Consider the following 20,071-nt stretch of genomic DNA (forward strand, 5'->3'; position numbering starts at 1 on the left):
ACAGTTATAAATCAAATCCCTCTATTTTTCTTTTCGCTCTACTCACTACCGGCGTACCCTTGAGCCATTTTCGTAACCAAAAACGATTCGGAGCCAACTCTGTTAGAATATCTTGCCCCAACGGTAATGGTTCACCATAAATTAAGGAAGCTAAGGTTTCTGCCAATAATGGTGCGGAAGTCAAACCTCTTGAACCTAATGCACCCAACAGATATAAATTCGGATAATATGCCGCTTTTACTATTGATTGACGGCGTCGACGTAAATTAAAAATATTATGATAATCCTGAGTTTGTTGAGCAAAATCACCGACATTACCAAAAATCGGCAGTCGATCACGAACATTGCAGCGTACACCTGTTCTCGCTAAATTCGCACTCACATCAATCTCTTCCACCCAGCGTGACGGTGCTAAATTTTGTTGAATTTTTTGCTGATTTTCTCGTTGTTCCTGTTCGCTAAAATCTCTCGTTTCACAATTTCGTATATGACTTGCTCCTAAACAATGGAATTGTTTAGCTGTATCCACAGGAGTTAAATAGCCGTCATAACATAATATTGCTTTTAACTGCTGCAAATGAGGTGAAGTCGGAATTTGGCTAACTTGCCCTCGTACCGAATAGGTAGGCAATTCTTCTGTTTGTGAAAAACAATTTAATTTATGCCCATTAGCAATCACGACTGTTTGATGTTCAAACTGCTGTTTACCACTGAACAACGTCCATTTCCCTTGATCATATTGCAAACAATCAATAGCTGTTTTTGTCACAATTTTAACGCCTTGCCGTTGCAAAAATTGTGCCGTATTCTGCACCATTTGTCGTGGGTTCAACCAAGCTGCGCCGTGGATCACAGCACCGTCACAATTTATCTCAACACCGGCTCGTTCACTTAATTGCGCTGCAGTCTGTAACTGAAACAGGCTTTCCGGAAAACCACGATCGGCAATTTTCTGCAATTTTTTCAGCACCGATACTTGATAACCGCATAACAATACATCACACCACTGATATTCAAAATCGACTTGGTTCGTTAGCTGTCGCAAAAATTGTTGCCCATAAGCAAAGGCATAGGCATAAAAACGGCAATGACGCTCATCATCATCGCTTAGTTGCGGATAAAATGCTCCCTGTTTATTACCGGAAGCATTTAAGGCTAAATCATCATCCTGACAATAGATTGTGACTCGGCATCCTCGTTGCCACAAAGAGTAGGCTAAACAAACACTGGCAACACCGCCACCAATAATAGCTACTTCATCCTTTTGTTGGGCTGCTTTCGGTAAATACCAAGGTAACGCAAACGCCTGTTTTATCGCCGTAGTTTTCACACCTTGTAGGCATTCTCTTTTTCGCCCGAAACCTTTCCGTTTTTCCACTTGAAAACCTGCTGCAAGCAAGCCTTTTCGTACTAAAGAAGCTGCGGTAAACGTAGCAAATGTACCGCCAACCGCCGTTAAACGATACATTTGTTGAAATAGAAAATCGCTCCACATCGTTGGATTTTTACTTGGCGCAAAACCGTCTAAAAACCACGCATCGACACGTTCATTATAATAATCGCCAAGCTGTGGCAAATTCTCAAGCAAATCGCCAAACCACAGATCCAAATAGATGTCTGACGAAAAATGGTAACGATAACACCCGGAGATCGGTTGCTGCCAATGCAACAAGAGTTGTTGCAACAATGATTCAAATTGAGGGTAAGCCTGATAAGCCTGCTCCAATGCAGTTTTGGTAAGCGGATATTTCTCAAAGCTAATAAAAAAGAGACGTTTCAACGGTGATTGTGGAAAACGCGCTTTGAATTGATGAAACAGCTCACACACCGCAAAAAAATTTAAACCGGTACCAAATCCGGTTTCTGCAATCACAAAATGCGATGCGGAATGCTGTTGCCAACGCTGCCATAAGGCATTTCCCTGCTGAAAAACATAACGACTCTCTTCTAATCCATCTTCAGCAGAAAAATAAACATCTCCAAACTGTTCCGATTTCGGCGTTTGCACTTCAAAAGAAATCTGTGCAAACGAGATTTTTTGAATAGACATAACAACTCATAACAATCTTTATCAAGGTAGCTAATGATATTATAATGAGCGCTCAATTTCACCAAAATCTCCTGATCAGTTGAAACATTCGACTTTATCACCGATAATTTATCGAAGAATCAAACACCCTGTCGAATATGAATAATTTCACTATTCTATGTTTGAATTGTTCAATAGAGTTTTAAAATGGTCTTATCTGTTGGTGGTTTTGCAAAAATTTCTTGTAATCTCTGAAATTCCTAGTATAACAACCAACAATTTTTTAATTTTTACATCAAAAACGACATTAAGGACAACAAATGAAAAGAGCTGTAATTACTGGTTTTGGCGTTATTTCCAGCATTGGAAATAACAAAGACGAAGTGTTGGCGTCATTATTAGAAGGGAAATCAGGTATTACTACTATGCCGGAATTTATCGAAGTGGGAATGCGTTCTCACATTGCCGGCACAGTGAAAATCACACCAAGCGAACACATTGATCGCAAAGTAATGCGTTTTATGGGAAATGCTGCTGCTTATGCCTATCTTTCTATGAAAGAAGCTATTGCAGACGCTGGATTAAGCGAAGAGATAGTATCCAACGAAAGAACCGGTTTAGTGGTAGGTGCTGGTACAGGTTCCGCACATAATCAAATCGTAGCTGCTGATGCAATGCGTACACCTCGCGGAGTTAAAGCTATCGGACCTTATGCAGTAACCCGTACAATGGCATCAAGTGTTTCAGCTTGTTTAGCAACTCCATTTAAAATTAAAGGTGTCAATTACAGTATCAGTTCAGCTTGTGCCACTTCCGCGCACTGTATTGGTCACGCAATTGAATTAATTCAATTGGGTAAACAAGATGTTGTTTTCGCTGGCGGAGCTGAAGAGTTGTCTTGGGAATGTGCCTGTGAATTTGATGCGATGGGTGCAGTTTCAACAAAATATAACGATACTCCGGAAAAAGCTTCTCGTGCTTATGATGCAAACCGTGATGGTTTTGTCATTGCCGGTGGTGGCGGTATTGTCGTGGTTGAAGAATTAGAACACGCTTTAGCTCGCGGCGCAAAAATTTATGCTGAAATTGTAGGCTATGGTGCAACATCCGATGGTTACGATATGGTAGCTCCAAGTGGAGAGGGTGCAGAACGTTGTATGAAACAAGCGCTGGCTACCGTTGATACACCGATTGATTATCTTAACGTACACGGCACTTCAACTCCGGTTGGTGATGTAAAAGAACTTGAAGCGATCAAAAATGTCTTTGCTGATAAAATACCGGCAATTTCTTCAACAAAATCAATGACTGGTCATTCTTTAGGTGCAGCAGGTGTACACGAAGCTATCTATAGTCTGTTAATGTTAGAACACGACTTTATCGCTCCAAGCATCAATATTGAAACACTTGATGAACGTGCTGAAGGTTGTAATATCATCACTAAAACCATTCGTAATGCCAACTTACAGACTGTGATGTCGAACAGCTTCGGTTTCGGCGGAACTAACGCAACATTAGTGTTCAAACGTTACCAAGCATAATTTATCATCTATATCTGCATAATAAAGAGATCTAAATGGTTAGATCTCTTTTTATTTATCACATCTATTGAGGAATAATCGTTGAACTAATTTATGAACAGTTCGCACCTTACTATTTTATTAAATGCAATAGATAAAATCTTAGGTCTGACAAAGGGACAAATAAAAAATTTCTAGCGCTTTCAAAAAGCTTGAAAAGTATAAAATAGTTCGTAAAGATTTAATTAAACAGAACAATGAAGATACAGTGACAACAAAAAACCGCCTTTTTATCGGCGGTCTTTTTTTTTTGAAATCTTTTAGTGGTGCCTAGGGCCGGACTCGAACCGGCACACCCGAAGGCGGTTGATTTTGAATCAACTGCTCTCTATATTGATTATTTTAATTGTTTGTGTCATTAACGATACTACATTTTCTATATTAGTATGTAAAGTATATTTTTATTATTAGTAGTAGTTATAAATTATACAACATTGTTTTTTCATTGTATGTATCTAAACACTAAATAGAATCTACAACTTTTCTCAACATATCTACATCGAATTCGATGTAGCTTAATGTAGTTTTTATATCTCTGTGTCCTAATAGTTTTTGCGCCGCATACAAATTTTGCTCCGGACTTCGCATTAGTTGAGTTGCAATCGTATGTCTAAATCTATGAGACGATAGCTTTATCCTCGTTATTTTGGAAAGTTTCCGGAAAAAATGCGCTAATTGATCGTTTGTCATATTGCCATTGTTGCGCGTGGTTGATGAAAATATATTGATATTAAATAGCTGAGAATCAATTGGTATTTTTCTTATTTTAAGCTCATCCAGAAAGACTGCAAGATAGGGATATAGTTTTGATGATATTGGAATCATATGATCATCGTTATTTTTATTAATATAATGAGGGATAAAAATTGTCCTGCTAGACAGATCAATGTTATGAATTTTTAATTTTAAAAGCTGGCTGCGTCGCATTCCCGTATATAACAGCGTAAAAATTAAGGCTTGCGCGAAAGCAATTGTACAATAACCGTTACCACACAATTTTTCGACATCTTCTTGTGTGATACACTTAATAAGTATATTTATATCCTTCTGTGTAATAATTTTTCTCTGTTTTCGCGGCTCTTTTACAAACGTACCCGTAAACGGGTTATCTTTACGGTTAATGAAATGGTTTTCAATTCCCCAATTAATGACCGCTTTACAGTTTCGAAGATAACTATTAACGGATGTTTCTCTAAGTTTGCATAATTGCTCATTGCGCCAATTACAGACAAGCTCTTTTGTTATCTCGTCTGCTAATATTCCGGGATACGCTCGAGTAAAAAGTGATACCATCTTTCTATAGCTCTTTTTAGTTTCCGGTCTTAAGTATTTCATAATTAAGAATTTTTCAAGTAAATCGTCAAAAGATAAACTCTCATAGAAACTATTCTTCAGTGTCATCACTTACATCCTGTAAAGTAAGATACATATTATTAAAATAATGCTTATTGGTAAAAAAAGCTATATTTTCAATAAGGTATCCTTTAATTACAGATGATCGATACCCTCCGGCAACTTTACAAGTCCATATATTATAATTTCCTGGCTGTTTTCTTTTATGTATGTTCAACGCCTGAAATCTCTTCTGCAATGTGAGCCAAGACTTATCATTATTGTGGCCAAACATCGTTTCACAATACAGTTTAAAAATTGCCGGAGTAACCAGGAATAATTGATTTTCAACAATGTGAATTTTGGCCTCTGGCTCATTGATGCTCAATTTATCAGTTGCCAGTGATGTTCTTAACCATTCAACAAAATGCTCTGCTGTTTCATTAGGTTTATTATTGTTAGATGATGAAAGTATATCTGTTGTTGTATTGTGTTTTTCACTATCTGCAGTGTTATCAGACAGTATTGAGGCTGCTGTTACAGTTAGTTCAGTATGCGGTTTAACTTCATCATTGCCAATTTCATTTTCTACCTTATCTTGTTGATTGTTATCAGTAAATAAATTTAGTGCAAAATCGAAGCTGTCCGCTTCCTGCGGATTACTCTGCTCTTCTTTGGTTGATAACGATTCACTATTAATAACTTCCTGCTGCAGTACTTTTGAGGTTTCTTGTGTATCGGTTATCACATCAGTTGGAATGTGATTAGAACCAGCTTGATTATTTGTACTTTGTTCTTGTGTGGTCTCTGCTGCTTCTGTTGATTGATCAATAATAACTGTTCCAGCAAATACGGGTGGACGATCATTAAAACTGTTCCAGATTAAAGATGGGCTGACTTTAAGCAATGTAAAGGTATTTTTCGGTTGCCAACCAGCATCTGATTTAATCGTACCATTCCAAATTGCTTTATTATCCGGCGTTGACTCAATAATCCGGTGTGCTTGCATTTCGTCAAACATTTTACTGTTTTGACTAGGAACTGATATACCATTCTGCATTAAATAGGCTCTAATCTTGTCTGTAACCGTTTTACTGACAAGATATAATGCATCATCAGTAAGCCAACCATCCGATCCGCTTTTAGGGTTATTGAGTTTTAATTCGTGTTCAACGAGATAACGTAGTGCAACAAGAATTTGATTAGCAAATGATTTTTGTGGCTGTTTGGCTTTTGTCGTGTCTCCGCCGAGATAAAGCGATACGCTTGTTTGATCAGCTTGTTGAATAATCTCTCCCAGAATGCCAGCTTTATCATAATGACCAGCGGCTAAATAAAAAAAGGATGAAAATGCATCCGGATATTTCGCTAACCAATCCAGTGATAATGGTGATAATAAATAGCTTGATACAAAAGCTCCCATTGTTGGGTGTAAATGATAGTCACGTCCTTTGATGTGTTTAAATCTGTATGCTTGATCAAGTTTGCCTTGCCAAGGAAACCATCTACCTTGTAATGTTTCAATTTCAATATCTGTGATAATTTTCGCAATATCGTGTATTAATGCGGAATAAATTACTGCGCCAGTCCAAGCCTCACTTTGTTGAGCTTGATCTTCCGGAGCAGAATTAGGCGGTAGTAAATAATTTTGGCGTAATTTGACCGCAAAACAAATGACCTCTAGGCCGTGATCTAACATTCCGCCTAGATGCGCGTGATGATGAGATTCTGATGCAGGCAGTTCTTGCACTAATTCTGCATATTTCTCAATTGGGGTGCGATAAAGTGTGTTGAACATTGCCTCAGACATAGAGACAGATTGATATATGTTTTTAAGTAATCTTTGACGTAATGCCGTTGATAAGAGTTCTGAGGCAGTTTTTGGTTGTAACCATCCATCATCAAGTTTTAGTTGTTTTTCTGATTGTTTTAATATTTGCTTATTTTGTTTTTTCAATCGAAGAATTTTGAAAAATAGGTTTATGATTTTCATTGCCTTTTAGCCTTTTCGCCTTTTGAGGTAATGAAGAGAGCCTTTTACGGGTAAGCCCGTTCCTCTTCGAGGAACGGTTACCCTTAATACTTACCCTTAGCCGCAGGCTCCCTTCCCTTTTTGCCGTTTTTAGAAACCAAACGCAAATCCGGCAGCTGCGCCAAAGTCGCCGTTTGAGCTAGCTGAACCAGTTAAACTAATGATTGCTTTATCATTTTCAGTTTTAACTTTAAGCCCCACTGCAACAGCATTTTGACCGTGATAGGTCGCCGTGCCTGCACCAATTGAAAAGCGTTTGTTTGGAACTGCTGGGATTGCGCTCATCGCCATTGCGCTTGCGACGCCTGCTCTTGCCTCGTCACGAATATCTTTCAATCGTTTATCTGTGTACGCTTTGAGTGAGCCAATGCGATAGTCAGTATATGAATTTGCTTCTGCTAGCGTTCTACCGCCCATCTCTGCAACCTGACTTTGTACATAGTTATGCACTTGATCTCCGTTCACTAACCCTTTGTTACCTAACTCAATGCGTCCCGTAGTAAGTTTTATAGTATATTTTGCTACGTCAATGTTACTTGCGTCTTTGTCTGCTTTTGACTCAAGTTTCTGATTAACTTCAGATTTATTGGCTTTTTCACTTAATGCAGTGTTAAGCGTATCACCGCTGATTAAGCCTTTGTTGCCAGCTTCGGCTGTGCCTGTGCCTAAAGCCTCTTGCCACTTAGATTTGTCTTCATCACTTAAATTTGAAGCATCTTTGTTGGCTTTGCTAATAACTGCATCATTATTGGCAAGATTTGATAATGCAGCATAGACGGTTTTTCCCGACACGAGATTGCTATCATTTTCTGACACTGTTCCAGTGCCGAGCTTTTCCGCCCATTTTTTCGCATCGTCTGTGGAGATATTCGACGCGTCCTTATTAGCTTTTGCATCGAGATCACCCTGAACGGCTGCCTTAATGGCATCCTTAGATACATTCACGGCGTAAGTAGTGGCGTCGCCGTCTTTACTTGTTGTTACTGTGGTATTTGTCCCGGCAATTACTTTCACGCTGCCTTTGGCCAAGTTTTGGATAACTGTTTTACCTGTATCGGTAAGATTATCCATATCTGTATTGGCTTTATTGATAGTCGTGTTGTACACGGTATCGCCGGTGACAAGAGAGATATCTCCTTTAGTGATTGTGCCTGTACCGAGCTTTTCCGCCCATTTTTTCGCATCGTCTGTGGAGATATTCGACGCGTCCTTATTAGCTTTTGTAGTGAGATTCGTCGTAATGTTTGTTACATCCGACTTATCTGCTTTCTTTTCAAGCTCTGTATGGAGAGTATCGCCGTTGATTAAGCCTGTGTTACCGACTTCGGCTGTGCCTGTGCCTAAAGCCTCTTGCCACTTAGATTTGTCTTCATCACTTAAATTGGATGCGTCTTTGTTGGCTTTAGCAATAACTGCATCATTGTTAGCAAGATTTGACAACGCAGCATAGACAGTTCTTCCTGTTACTAGGTTTGTATCATTTTCTGATACTGTACCAACACCCAATTTTTCAGCAAATTTGGCGGTATCAATATTGCTTGCGTCAATATTAGCTTTGGTTGCTAAATCCGAAGTAATTTTAGTTACATTTGTTGTTAGCTCTGTTTTGAGTGCGACAACTTCTGTTTTGTTGGCTTTGTTATCAAGATTTGTGTTGATATTTGTAATGTCGGATTTGTCTGCTTTAGTACTTAATGCGGCATTGAGCGTATCACCGCTGATTAAGCCTTTATTACCGGATTCAGATTTGCCTGTGCCTAAAGCCTCTTGCCACTTAGATTTGTCTTCATAACTTAAATTGGATGCATCTTTGTTAGCTTTGGTATTTTCAATATTTGCTAAGTTATTATTTACTTCTGTGCGTTGAGCTTCCAGCGCACTATGTAACGTATTGCCTGTAATTAGCCCTCTATTGCCTGCAACATTGGATCCTGTACCTAGTGCACGTTGCCAATTTGAAATATTGACCTCCGCTGCATCTTGCAATACAGAATATAATTGTCCACCTGTAATTACTTCATTGCTGTTTTGAGCAAGAATCCCTTTTTCTACATTGATAATTTTTCTTAAATTACCAAACGATCCAACTGATACAGCGTTATCTTGACCAACACTATTTGCACCCAAAATTACAGCATTATTCGCGGTTGTATTGATGTCTGAACCAAATACAAATGTGTTTTGCCCTACAGTATGAGGTGTATTTTGCTCACCAATCGTGATATTATTTCCAACTGCATAGGAATTATCGCCATAAATAACATTAGGATCACCAAAACTACCACTATTATTTCCCACTACAAGATGTCCTGTCCCTACTGCAATAGAGTTTGAGCCTGTTACAGTTGATGATTTTCCGATCGCAACAGAATTTTCGCCTGTCGCTATCGTTTCTGTCCCAATTGAGGTTGCATTAGAGCCAGTAGCGAGGGTGTTAGTACCAATTGCGATAGCACTTTGCCCCACATCGGTTAAATCGTGCAATGTGAGAGATTTTTCTAATTCCTGTAATTTTTGTTGAGATTGAGCTAACTCAGCAGATTTTTCAGTAAGCTGTCGCATAATATTTTCATATTCCCCTCCTAAAATATTGTCTTTTTCAGTCGGATTAATACTTTCATAGTTGGCTTTAGCTTGATCTGCTTCAGATTTAAGTTTAGCAATTTCTTTTTCTTTATCTTTTACTGCGTTTTTGTTGATATTTAACGCAGCTTCAAGATCTTGCGTCAATTTGTCGGTCGTAATTCTATTCTTTTCAGTTATACTGTTAATATTTTTCTCAACATATTTATTATGCTTATATTTAAAATAAGCCTCTATATCATTAATTTTAGTTTTGCTATCCGGTTGATAATAAAGTTTATTATAGTTACTAACTAACTCTTTATATCCCTTAATTAAATTCGCTTTCTTGTCAAGCCAAGTCGTATCTTTTGTTTGTTCGTACTTCCATTGATAATAGGTGGCTTCATACGCTTTATCAGCGATTGATAGTTTCAATTTTTGTTGATTTTCAAAGAAAGTTTTAGCTTCGGGATCATCCGCAATCTTGAATAGACCGTTTCCGATTTTTAAGAACATTGTTAAATAATCTGCTTTTACTGCCTCTTTTGTAGACTGCCAATTTTGATACTCTGTTTCAGATGTAATATCTGTATTGATATCTTTAAAATACATTGAGTAATTATTATGAGTGTAGGTGCGAAGTTTATCTTTATCGCCAAAAGTATGCTCCAGTGAGTTAAATTCTACTCTTGTTAATTTTTTTTCATTGTAATCCAGACTGAACATAGGGAACGTTTCTAACTCCGAGCTATATCTACCATAAGCGTAACTGTTCCAATCTGAAATAATGTTTTCGGCGTACCAAAATTTTATATTTTCTGGAACCCAATAACTATCAGAAAGTGAAGCATACTCTTGTGCTTTTCGAATATCGCCAAGTGAGGTGTAGTAAGATTTTACGTATGTTTTATAGAAGTCATCCGTTAAATTAAGTGTTGTACCCTCTTCAACGATTGTTTTTAACTGTTTCGCTGCATTATTTAGCCCTTCTTCAGAAGAGATATCTGCTTTTTCAATACGACTCATTCCGGCAAGGCGACTATTTAAATCATCTAACTTACCTTGTACCTCTTGTAAAAATGCTGCATTATTTGCAACAGCATTTTGATAAGTTTGTTGTTTTTCTTTCCAATCTGCTTTTGCTGTTGCTTTTGCTTGGATCACTTGTTTTACGCGCTCACCGGCTTCAATCACGTCAGCTTGACGAGTGCGTAATGTTTGAATTTCATTTAATAGCGTGTCTACTGATGACTTTGCGGTTTCGATATCGTTTAGCTTTTGTGTATTCTCAGCTAACTTTTTACTAATGCTTTCTTGTGTTTCGTTGCCGCCGGTTGCTACGGCATTTTTACCGATGGCAAGGCTATTAGAACCAGTAGCAATAGCACCTTCTCCGCGTGCCCTTGCATTTGTACCTAACTCGAGTCCAGAACCCTCAGATATTTTATTAATAGTAATGTTGACGATGTTATTACTATTCTCTTCCGCAGCATAAGTTGCTTGAGTTAAAATCATTGATAGCAGAATTGCTAGTGTTGTTTTTTTCATTTATGTGTTCCTCAATAATTATTTTTGATAAAAAATGGGAACATAATTAAATTACATAGATGGCGTGAAAGTGAACAGGAAATTGAATATCCATTTTGATCAAAAAAAGGTTGACGACATCGGAACCCTTAATCAATAATGGAACTAAATAAAGTCTACCGTTAGTAGATCTCCTTAATTACTAAATAGATAGGATGGAAAATGTTTTTAAAAGAAAAAGGTTATGATGAGTTTTTAGCTCAAAAAATAGCAAAGGGTCAAGCAGAGTTAGAAGCAGGGAAAGGAATACCCCTCGCAAAAGCTAAATCTTTTGTGCAAAAAACCATCGAAGAGACAGCTAAAGATTTAGCTGATTTTGAACGTTCAGTAGCTTAAATTATGTCTAAACCGGTTATTTTATCTCCTGAAGCAGTTAGTGATATTAAAACCTGTGTTCGCCAAGTTATGATATATACAGGTTTTGAAAATAGCGGAATTAGACTACAAGAAGATATTTTTTCAAAAATAGAATCTATTGGTTATATGCCATCTGCGATAGGCAGAGCTAGAAATGATGGCACAAATACAAGAGAAGCATTTATTCGTGGATATCGCATTGTTTACCAGGAAAGAGATGATCATATTTGGATCATTGCTGTAATCCACTCAAGCAGATTATATCCACGTCCTATATAAATCGCTATCGTTGATAGCATTTATAACGGCTGACCTGTAATGCCGTGTTTGACGTTGTCAAATGTATGGTCGCCCTTTAAACCGAGGTGACGGTTTTTAAAATTCACCGCCCTTTCTAAGGCTGCGAGCACTTTGAAACCAGCCTCTGTCGCGTAAGCAATGGTGAGTGTTTGTTTAACAATTAACTAACCCTGTGGGGAGCAATCCCGACAGGAAAGCTCCTCACTTAACTTAGAGGAGTTTAACTAAAATGGAACAAACTATGAGTTCTATTCGATTTGATAAAGCTAAATACATTAAATCTTTGCGAGAATCTGGTCAAAGCCAAGAGATCTCAGAGGCATTGGCCGATGCTTTAGATGACGCTTTAGAGCAAAGTCTTTCACCTTTAGCAACAAAGCAAGATTTAAAGTTAGAAATTCAAGCTCTAAAAATTGAAATGTTGAAATATATTGGTATAGGTTTAGTTGCATCAACAACATTAACCGTAACTATTATCGGTATATTAATAACATATTTAACTAGATAACTTGCTTATTCTTATAAGCAATAATTTTTAATAACCCTGTGGGGGCAATCCCGACAGGAAAGCTCCTCACTTAACCCATACGGGAAACATTATTCCCGATGGGCGTAGTGTTTCCCTCTATTTTTACAGGAGAAACACTATGAACTCATTAACTAAATATTTCCAGAAAAGATTAAATGACTTTGGATTTGATAATATGGATATCGAAGATTTTGATATCCGATATAGTTTAAGTTACAGCCAAGGTGATGGAGTCGCTTTTTATGGCGATCTTCGCTATTCATTAACAGGGTTGTTTCAATTATTCTTAAAAGAAGTTGGAACAATTAATCAAAAAATAAATCTGCGGCACAACGCAGATAAGTTTTTTGATTTGCTTGGCGAGCTGTATGACGATAATTATTTCAGCAAAATTTATGGGAATAGCTTTTCCCATCATTATTCCCATTCCCATACAATGGAGTTGGAAGGTCAGGAACAATTGGATCAGTATGACGTTGAAATTCTGAAACGTTATGCTTCAGATTATGACCTTTCATTTAGAGAGGTTAACCTCTTTATTGAGGTTTATCCTGAATTCTACAGCTGGTTAGAGGAACATATTCGATATGTTTCTCGCGTTCTTGAAAAGGAAGGATACGAGCTGTATGAAAACTGCAGTGTCGAAGATAGTCAGATTGAGAAAAATACGGATAAATACCGTATTTCAATCTCTGTTGATAAGGCAGAGTTGGACGATCTTGATGAATTTGATATCGAAGATATTAAACTCGGATACCAATTCGCTTTTATCAGTGCTGCTGTTGAAGATAAGCAGTCCAAATCTATTTTGGGTGAATCTTATCCGCTTTTGTGTTGTTTTAAAGCAGGAGATAAGAGCTTTTGTGGTTCACTCAGAGACGTAGTCAAAGAGGCTATCTCTGAGGCAAGAAACACTCTAACCACTCAATTTTCTCAACAACCGGCATAGTCATTAATGAGCTCTTAGAAATAAGAGCTCATTTTTATTTTAATATGCATCCCATCCACATTAATTGATTTAATTCAATAATCAATTTCCTGTTCACTTTTCCCTCATCTATGTAATTTAATAATGTTCCCATTTTGTTTTTAATGAGGAGCATATGAAAAAAATTGTGTCTATCATCGTTTGTCTGTTTGCTAATTTCGCTTCTGCTATAGAAACAGAAAGACAAGTAACGGTATATACCTCTCAACACTACCCCATCCAGCACGCTGAGCTGGCCAACAAAATCTACTATCTGGATCAAGTGCAGCAAATAGAAGATAAATTTGCTGAACAATTTCCGCTAGGACAGCAGCCGGAGGCCGCTTTGCAACAGATCAATAAACTGCGACAGTCTAATGACTGGTTACAACTGGAACAGCAATTAAAATCTGCATATGAAGGCATTTCTGCCGGTTTTACTAACGGTATTCGCAAAATACCGGCCATTCAAATTACTGGGTCAGATCATAAAAATTATGTGCTTTACGGCATTACTGATGTCAGTGTTGCTTTGACTCGTTATCAGCAATATCAGGAGTCATATCAGGAGTCAGCACAATGAAAATGCCTAAACTTTCTCTTATTACCACTTTTTTATTGTCATCTGCTACAGGAAGCGCATTTGCGTTAAATACTGCTCAAATAATGATGTCAAGTGCATCACCTAGCTGTGTTGAATATCGTGTTGTGGGAATCTGCTATTGGCTCTATTGCGGTTGGGGTGGTTGCAGAGTACGAACCTCAACAAAAGTCCGTCACTACTTACCCGAACAAGTTGTATCAAGTTATAACCACGGCGGACAAAACCCTTGGTCTGAAATGAATATGCTCGGGCAAGGTATTAAAGCTGGGCCAGAAAATGACCGTCCACAAACAAAACAATATTCCCAATTAACGTTTAAGAACGTCGATGTTATCGGTCATCCCGGTGGCGAAATTAATCGCGTATTAAGCTCAATGGGCTATTTTTGCAATACGCAAACGACAGCATTCAAGCCACACTTTTTAAGCGGACTGGATGTTATTGGGTGGCAAAATGGAATGCCGGAAGCGTTATATCCCGAAGCCTTAACACCCGGAATGCGTGAAGTTGGCAATCTTGGTGATATGTGGGGCAATATTTACCCTCGCTCAGGTGCTATCACTCAAGTGCATCCGTATAAAGCAGCTGCCGTTACAGCGCAACGCGCAGCCGATATCATTTCACGAACAGGACAACCTCACGTCTATTTGCCTGCTGCACAGAAAGCTAGACCTAGTCGCGGATACTGGCCTCCCCCTCCAGTGGAAGAAGGCAAAATAAAAACACACAAATGGCAAATGCTCTATCCGAAGATGGAGCGCACCTGTGCAATTTTTCCGGATAGAGATGCGTTAAACACTTACCAAGATAAGTTGTCGACACAACAAGATTATGCCTGGGCACTATGGCGACCTTATTCTTGTTGTAAACGGCGTGGTCAAACCTTTTTATACAGTATTGATTGGAACAACTAACGAGGACATTTATGTTAACAAACAAATTTAAACTTTCATTTTTGGCTTTATTATTGATGTCTAGCAGTTACAGCTACGCTGATTTTTTCTCTAACAGCACAAACAAAGATTTATCTATTAATCAATCTGGATCAGTATTATCTGATAATGTGTTTTACCAGATCGGCGGAGGTTCTGCTGTGATGACTCCACCGTCCAGAAAAAGACCTCACGAATTAGCACTAGGGCTTGGCTGGAAAGCGAATTTGATGTGCGGTAATTTTGATATACAAACAACGGTTAAAAATCAACTTAACGGCATCACTGACGGATTTAAAGACCTAATGGGTAACGTTATTCAATCGGCGACCGGTGCAGTAGCCAGTATGCCAGCTATGATTATCCAACGCGCCAACCCTCAGCTGTATGACATACTAACAAACGGTGTGTTGCAAGGACGACTAGATTTTGCAGATGCAAAAACCAGTTGTGAAGAACTTGCCAATAAAGCCGCTGATTATATGGCTGATGCCGGCTGGGGAATGATGGCAAAACAACAAAATTTCCAAGAAATCGCTTCAACCGAACAAGATGCTGTTAGAGCCAAACAAAAATCTGATAAAGAAGATGGAAAAAGAGGTATTAATTGGGTAGGCGGCGAAAAACGCGGAGGCGAAGGTCAGAAGCTGATTGATGTTATCGGCGATGTTGTCGCTGCCGGACATAACATTCTGAACGGAAAACCTGCTTTAAACGCTTCTGCAGTGTCAAACAGTGAATGTAGTGGTGCTATGTGTCAGACGTTCCCTAAACCAACTGATATTCGTGATTTTACTAGACGAGTAATCGGAGATAAAGGTATTAAAACCTGTAATACTTGTGGTGAACAAAAAGCGACAGCCGGCTCTGGATTATCTCCGGTAATTGAAGAAGAACACATCAAAGTGTTAAAAGATTTACAAGACGTACTTAATACGCCAGAACCAACCGCTGAACAATTACAGGCTGTTAGTTCACCAATGATCCCCGTAACTCGAGGATTAATCGAAGCGTTGAAAGAAGATCCGGAAGCAAAAGTACTTGCTCACCGGCTTGCCAGTGAAGTTGCTCTCTCTAAAGTATTGAATAAAGCCTTATTGGCCAGACGAGCGATTTTAGCCGGAATGCGTGAACCGAACGTGGCTGTTAATGATAAGGCTCAAACCGAACTTGAAAAAGCATTAGTAATGCTTGATCGTGAGATTGAGCAAGTCAGGATGGAAATGGAATTACAGCGTTCTCTCACTAACAATACGGCTTTAATGGTCATTAATAAACGAGTTCGTGATCAACAAGATACACTCAACAGTAATGCCGGCGATAAACAGCATAACTTTGAAGGTAAACAAGAGGAACTCAATAACAATAACGAGGGTGATTTTTATATCAGCCCTGATGAACCTATTTATCTTGATATTCCTGATGGTTCCGTCGGAACAGGTGTTTATAACGGCATCAATACCGGCGGAAGCAGTAAAAATTCCGGAGGTGCTGGAGCGTTGTCAAAATATGAATCTAGCGATGCATATGCAGACGGCAGAGCTACAGTCTATCGTACAGCAGATGGGAAATTTGTTCGTAGAGAAGGAGGTTCTTTAGCTTGGCGTAATAACAATCCTGGTAATATTAAAATGGGAGATTTTGCAAAAAGTATGGGGGCAATTGGCGTAGGGCCAGGAGGGTTTGCTATTTTCCCAGATGAAGCAACAGGAGAAAGGGCAATACACGCTCTGTTAAAAACAGATTCATATAATAATTTGAGTATTGCTAAAGCAATGGAGCGTTACGCCCCGCCTAAAGAGAACGATACGGAATTATATATTCGTCAAATTACAAAAGCGACAGGACTTGACAGAAATACCTCTATGAGTTCATTATCTGATGAGCAACGTGCACAATTTGTGAAGGCAATTCGCAAGCACGAGGGCTGGATCACTGGGAAAGAAGTCCCAACTAATTAACATCAACAGTAGAGGATTATTTATGAACAAAATCTTAGTAACTGCTTTAAGTATCAGTTTGTTAGGGCTAAGTGGCTTTGCTCAGGCAAAAACATACGATTACAATACTCCAATTGAATTAAAAGGTGTAATTAAATTGGAAAACGACTACCCAATGTTGTATTTAAAACAGGGCATTGATGTTAATAAAAAGGATTTTTATGATTCAGCAAAAAATGTGAAAAAAATGCAGGTTGTTAATATCAATCGTAAGCCTGGTGAAAAAACACCAACAGGATGTCAAATCGTTACAGGCACATTATTTGGATGGGAAACCGCTCATCACAAAACACCTGTATTAATTCAGGCTGAATCATTTGAGAAGTGCAAATAACATTTAATCAATCTTCCTGTACCCCCAAAAGGCAAGAAACGTGATTTTCTTGCCTTTTTTTGATATTTATCCCCTCAAAGTTAACTTTCATTTTATAATCTACAATAGATATCTATTAGTGTTTAAATATTATGCTAATTCAATTCTCTGTTGAAAATTATCGTTCTATCAAAGAAGAACAAACACTCTCTTTAGTTCGTAATGATGATGAAGAAATGAGCGACAACTACTTCGTTAGTCAAGCTCCTGCTACACCTATGTTGTTAAAAACTGCTGTTATCTATGGTGCGAATGCTTCAGGAAAATCTAATGTTATTAAAGCATTGGATGCTATGAGCGGGATTATTGCAAATTCATTCAATAAAAAACCTAACAAACCTATTCTTACAGAAACATTCCTTTTTGATAGCCACTATCGTAAACAGCCTACAGTTTACGATATTTCTTTTGTAGTTGATTTAATCAATGATCAAGGCGAATTACAAAAAACGCGTGTTGATTATGGATTTGTCGTAGATGAACATAAAGTATATGAAGAATGGTTAAGCGTTTACCCAAAAGGGAGGGAGCAAAACTGGTTTTCTCGCGAATACAAAGAAGAGATCGCTGATTACGAATGGAAAATGTCTGATTATTTTAAAGGTGAAAAAACAAGTTGGAAAAAACAAACCCGAACAGACCAATTATTTTTATCCACTGCCGTACACCTAAACAGTGAACAACTTCAACCGATTTACTGTGCTTTAACGAGTCGAATGCCGGTAATTCGTACAGACAGAATCAGCAATGAAATATCTAAACACCTATGCAAAAAATCTGAAAAAAATAAAACCATTGTCATTGAATTATTAAAAGCAGCCGGCATTGTTGTCGATGACATCATTTTTGAAAAAACTAATATAAACCTAGAAGATTTACCTACTAACTTACCGGATGAAATAATTAATAATATAGAAGAACATATTATTTCTGAACACGAAACTTTTTTTGTTTATTACGATGACGAAAGACAAGCACAAAAAATTAATTTGCAAGACGAGTCTGACGGCACACAAAAACTATTTGAATTTACAGGGTTAATATTAGCCGTGTTACATAATGGTGATACATTGATTGTTGATGAATTAAATAAAAGTCTACACCCTGACTTGGTTCGTTTTTTAGTTAAACTTTTCAATTCCCCGATAAATACTAAGAACGCACAATTAATTTTTACAACACACGAAACCTCTGTATTAAGAAACAATTTATTACGCAGAGATCAGATTTGGTTTTGTGAAAAAAGGAATGATAGAGCAACCATTTTATATCCGTTAACTGATTTCAAACCTAATACAAATTATGAAAATGTTGAAGAATATTATTTACACGGTAAATATGGCGCTAAACCGATCATCCAAGAATTCAACCCCTCTGAATTTATGGAGGTTAAAGGTGTCCACCTAAATGTTAAAACATACAATTAAATAACGCGCCATTTAACTTTTCCTTGTCGCCCGATAAAGAGGAATCAACGTATCGGCGTGAATATTCAACAACTTTCCAGCCGTTCTAAAAGGAAGACGGCGACTCATTGCCAAATTAAGCACTGTATCGCAAAATCTGGCACTTTGCCGTATTTTTACCGTATTATAAAAATTTCCACCTGCCGCCTCAGATTTAGCGGAAAGTTTCAACTTTTCCCGTTCCTTAGCAATCGCCTCTTGATCCAACAATTTTAATGTTACCGCTTTTATCACAACCGCAAACCGACTCACCTTAAACAGTGCCGCCAACGCATCTATACTTTGCTCAATATTTTCCGGCTGCCAATGCCGGCAAAACACCATCGTAGGCATCAAAAATTCAGCCGCAACCTTATTACAAAAAGACTCGACAGCCTGTTCCTGATTCCAAGAAGAAACCCCAGATTTACCAATCCAAATATGCGCAACTTCGTGGATCAACGTAAACAGTTGAGCTGCCGGATAATCTGCTCCATTAATAAACACCACCGGCGCAATACTATCCACCAAGGCAAAGCCACGAAACTCATTAATATTCAACTTTCTCTTATTATTGTGGTTCACCACACCATTTCTAAAAACTAAAATGCCCACCTGTTCAAACTTCGCCACAAGAAACCGGAAATAATCACTCCGGCTTAAGTGTTGAATTTCAGCCATAAAATCCTTAATCCCTAATGTGTTTAAAATCGCTTGCACAACATCATTCGGATTTAAGTTGTGATGAAATGGAAATTGAGCTACAAACGGCAACGCCTCATTGCCTTGATCAAGCAAATAATCTTTAAACCATTCCTGTTTAAATTCAATATCCTGTAACACTTCAAAGAAATCTCTGCTTAACGGCTCTGCCCCCACCACCTGACGCAAATCAGGAATATCCACACGTTGCTTAACCGGCGGCGTTTGTAAGAAGAGATAACCGAAAGGAATATTCGCTTTTTTCGCCAATTCAGTAGCAACCGTTTTGGTCACAATGCCATTCAAGAAAGCCTGTTCTTTTTTAGGCGCAAATTCGAGTGCTAACGCTTGCGGTTCAATATGCTGCAAATCGGCAATCCAACGAATCATATTTGGAGAAATTTGTAATTTCATCTGTTCAACGCCCACAATAAATGAAGAATCTGCCAAATTATAAAAGCACGCTTATTTCTAATCAAATAGACTTAATATATCAAAGTTTATAATGTAGCATAGAGCAACTACGCTGGGATGATATCCAATGCAGATTATGGAGATAACCAATGAAAGATAAAGATTATGAAAAATGGGCTAATGCTAAGATAGAAAAGGCAATAGCTTCTCATCAAAAAAATAAAAAAGATTATACTCTCGAACAATCAAAACATATGGCAATGTTAGCGATAGCAAAAGCATTTAAAGAGTTTCATCAAGCGTCTTCTCACACCTGATCTTTG

Annotated in this window: 16 protein-coding genes; 11 read left to right on the forward strand and 5 right to left on the reverse strand. The window is 38.0% G+C overall.

The features are described from left to right. Window positions 1-4: 4 nt before the first annotated feature. A complete protein-coding gene (gene mnmC / locus P375_RS05595; RefSeq protein WP_039135348.1) occupies window positions 5-2,050 on the reverse strand; it encodes a bifunctional tRNA (5-methylaminomethyl-2-thiouridine)(34)-methyltransferase MnmD/FAD-dependent 5-carboxymethylaminomethyl-2-thiouridine(34) oxidoreductase MnmC in 2,046 nt (681 codons plus the stop codon). Window positions 2,051-2,349: 299 nt separating this feature from the next. On the opposite strand from mnmC, the gene fabB reads away from it, so the two are divergent. Continuing rightward, window positions 2,350-3,570: a beta-ketoacyl-ACP synthase I gene (gene fabB / locus P375_RS05600; RefSeq protein WP_039135351.1), complete on the forward strand. Its 1,221-nt coding sequence runs from the start codon at window positions 2,350-2,352 to the stop codon at window positions 3,568-3,570. Between the two features lie 501 nt (window positions 3,571-4,071). On the opposite strand, the gene P375_RS05605 is transcribed toward fabB, so the two are convergent. The 3 genes from P375_RS05605 to P375_RS05615 all read right to left on the reverse strand — a co-directional run bounded on the left by P375_RS05605 (window position 4,072) and on the right by P375_RS05615 (window position 11,086). Next, window positions 4,072-5,010 carry a tyrosine-type recombinase/integrase gene (locus tag P375_RS05605; protein ID WP_018345795.1) on the reverse strand — a complete coding sequence of 313 codons (939 nt, stop codon included), beginning with the start codon at window positions 5,008-5,010 and terminating at the stop codon, window positions 4,072-4,074. Further along, window positions 4,994-6,898 (reverse strand): MobH family relaxase, encoded by a 1,905-nt coding sequence (gene mobH / locus P375_RS05610; RefSeq protein ID WP_245176426.1) that lies wholly within the window; start codon window positions 6,896-6,898, stop codon window positions 4,994-4,996. Before mobH ends, P375_RS05605 begins: the two co-directional genes overlap by 17 nt. Window positions 6,899-7,063: 165 nt before the next feature. Further along, window positions 7,064-11,086 (reverse strand): YadA-like family protein, encoded by a 4,023-nt coding sequence (locus tag P375_RS05615; protein WP_039135358.1) that lies wholly within the window; start codon window positions 11,084-11,086, stop codon window positions 7,064-7,066. Between the two features lie 201 nt (window positions 11,087-11,287). On the opposite strand from P375_RS05615, the gene P375_RS12540 reads away from it, so the two are divergent. The 9 genes from P375_RS12540 (at window position 11,288) to P375_RS05655 (ending at window position 18,614) form a co-directional block, all read left to right on the forward strand. Then, a complete protein-coding gene (locus tag P375_RS12540) occupies window positions 11,288-11,461 on the forward strand; it encodes a hypothetical protein (protein ID WP_018345792.1) in 174 nt (57 codons plus the stop codon). Between the two features lie 3 nt (window positions 11,462-11,464). Beyond that, window positions 11,465-11,761, forward strand: coding sequence for a type II toxin-antitoxin system RelE/ParE family toxin (locus P375_RS05620; protein ID WP_013745143.1), 297 nt, complete (start codon window positions 11,465-11,467; stop codon window positions 11,759-11,761). Window positions 11,762-12,011: 250 nt separating this feature from the next. Then, window positions 12,012-12,290, forward strand: coding sequence for a hypothetical protein (locus tag P375_RS05625; protein ID WP_013745144.1), 279 nt, complete (start codon window positions 12,012-12,014; stop codon window positions 12,288-12,290). A 139-nt stretch (window positions 12,291-12,429) separates the two neighbouring features. Beyond that, window positions 12,430-13,260, forward strand: coding sequence for a hypothetical protein (locus P375_RS05630; RefSeq protein ID WP_039135362.1), 831 nt, complete (start codon window positions 12,430-12,432; stop codon window positions 13,258-13,260). 154 nt (window positions 13,261-13,414) lie between these two features. Further along, complete coding sequence (locus P375_RS05635; RefSeq protein WP_039135365.1) at window positions 13,415-13,861, forward strand: TIGR03757 family integrating conjugative element protein; 447 nt, start codon at window positions 13,415-13,417, stop codon at window positions 13,859-13,861. Then, window positions 13,858-14,796 carry a TIGR03756 family integrating conjugative element protein gene (locus P375_RS05640; RefSeq protein WP_039135368.1) on the forward strand — a complete coding sequence of 313 codons (939 nt, stop codon included), beginning with the start codon at window positions 13,858-13,860 and terminating at the stop codon, window positions 14,794-14,796. The genes P375_RS05635 and P375_RS05640 overlap by 4 nt, the downstream gene beginning before the upstream one ends. Window positions 14,797-14,807: 11 nt before the next feature. Then, on the forward strand, window positions 14,808-16,775 hold the full coding sequence (locus P375_RS05645; protein WP_039135371.1) for an integrating conjugative element protein: 1,968 nt from the start codon (window positions 14,808-14,810) through the stop codon (window positions 16,773-16,775). 22 nt (window positions 16,776-16,797) lie between these two features. After that, window positions 16,798-17,148: a DUF4431 domain-containing protein gene (locus tag P375_RS05650; protein ID WP_013745149.1), complete on the forward strand. Its 351-nt coding sequence runs from the start codon at window positions 16,798-16,800 to the stop codon at window positions 17,146-17,148. Between the two features lie 131 nt (window positions 17,149-17,279). After that, window positions 17,280-18,614, forward strand: a complete 1,335-nt coding sequence (locus P375_RS05655) for an AAA family ATPase (RefSeq protein WP_039135374.1) — start codon at window positions 17,280-17,282, stop codon at window positions 18,612-18,614. 12 nt (window positions 18,615-18,626) lie between these two features. Here P375_RS05655 and P375_RS05660 read toward each other — a convergent pair whose 3' ends face one another. After that, window positions 18,627-19,748: an ImmA/IrrE family metallo-endopeptidase gene (locus P375_RS05660; RefSeq protein WP_039090135.1), complete on the reverse strand. Its 1,122-nt coding sequence runs from the start codon at window positions 19,746-19,748 to the stop codon at window positions 18,627-18,629. 149 nt (window positions 19,749-19,897) lie between these two features. Here P375_RS05660 and P375_RS12545 point away from each other — a divergent pair, with 149 nt between their 5' ends. After that, a complete protein-coding gene (locus tag P375_RS12545) occupies window positions 19,898-20,065 on the forward strand; it encodes a hypothetical protein (RefSeq protein WP_167333064.1) in 168 nt (55 codons plus the stop codon). The last annotated feature ends 6 nt before the right edge of the window (window positions 20,066-20,071 follow it).

It is taken from the genome of Gallibacterium genomosp. 2 (assembly GCF_000771895.1).
Lineage (GTDB): Bacteria > Pseudomonadota > Gammaproteobacteria > Enterobacterales > Pasteurellaceae > Gallibacterium.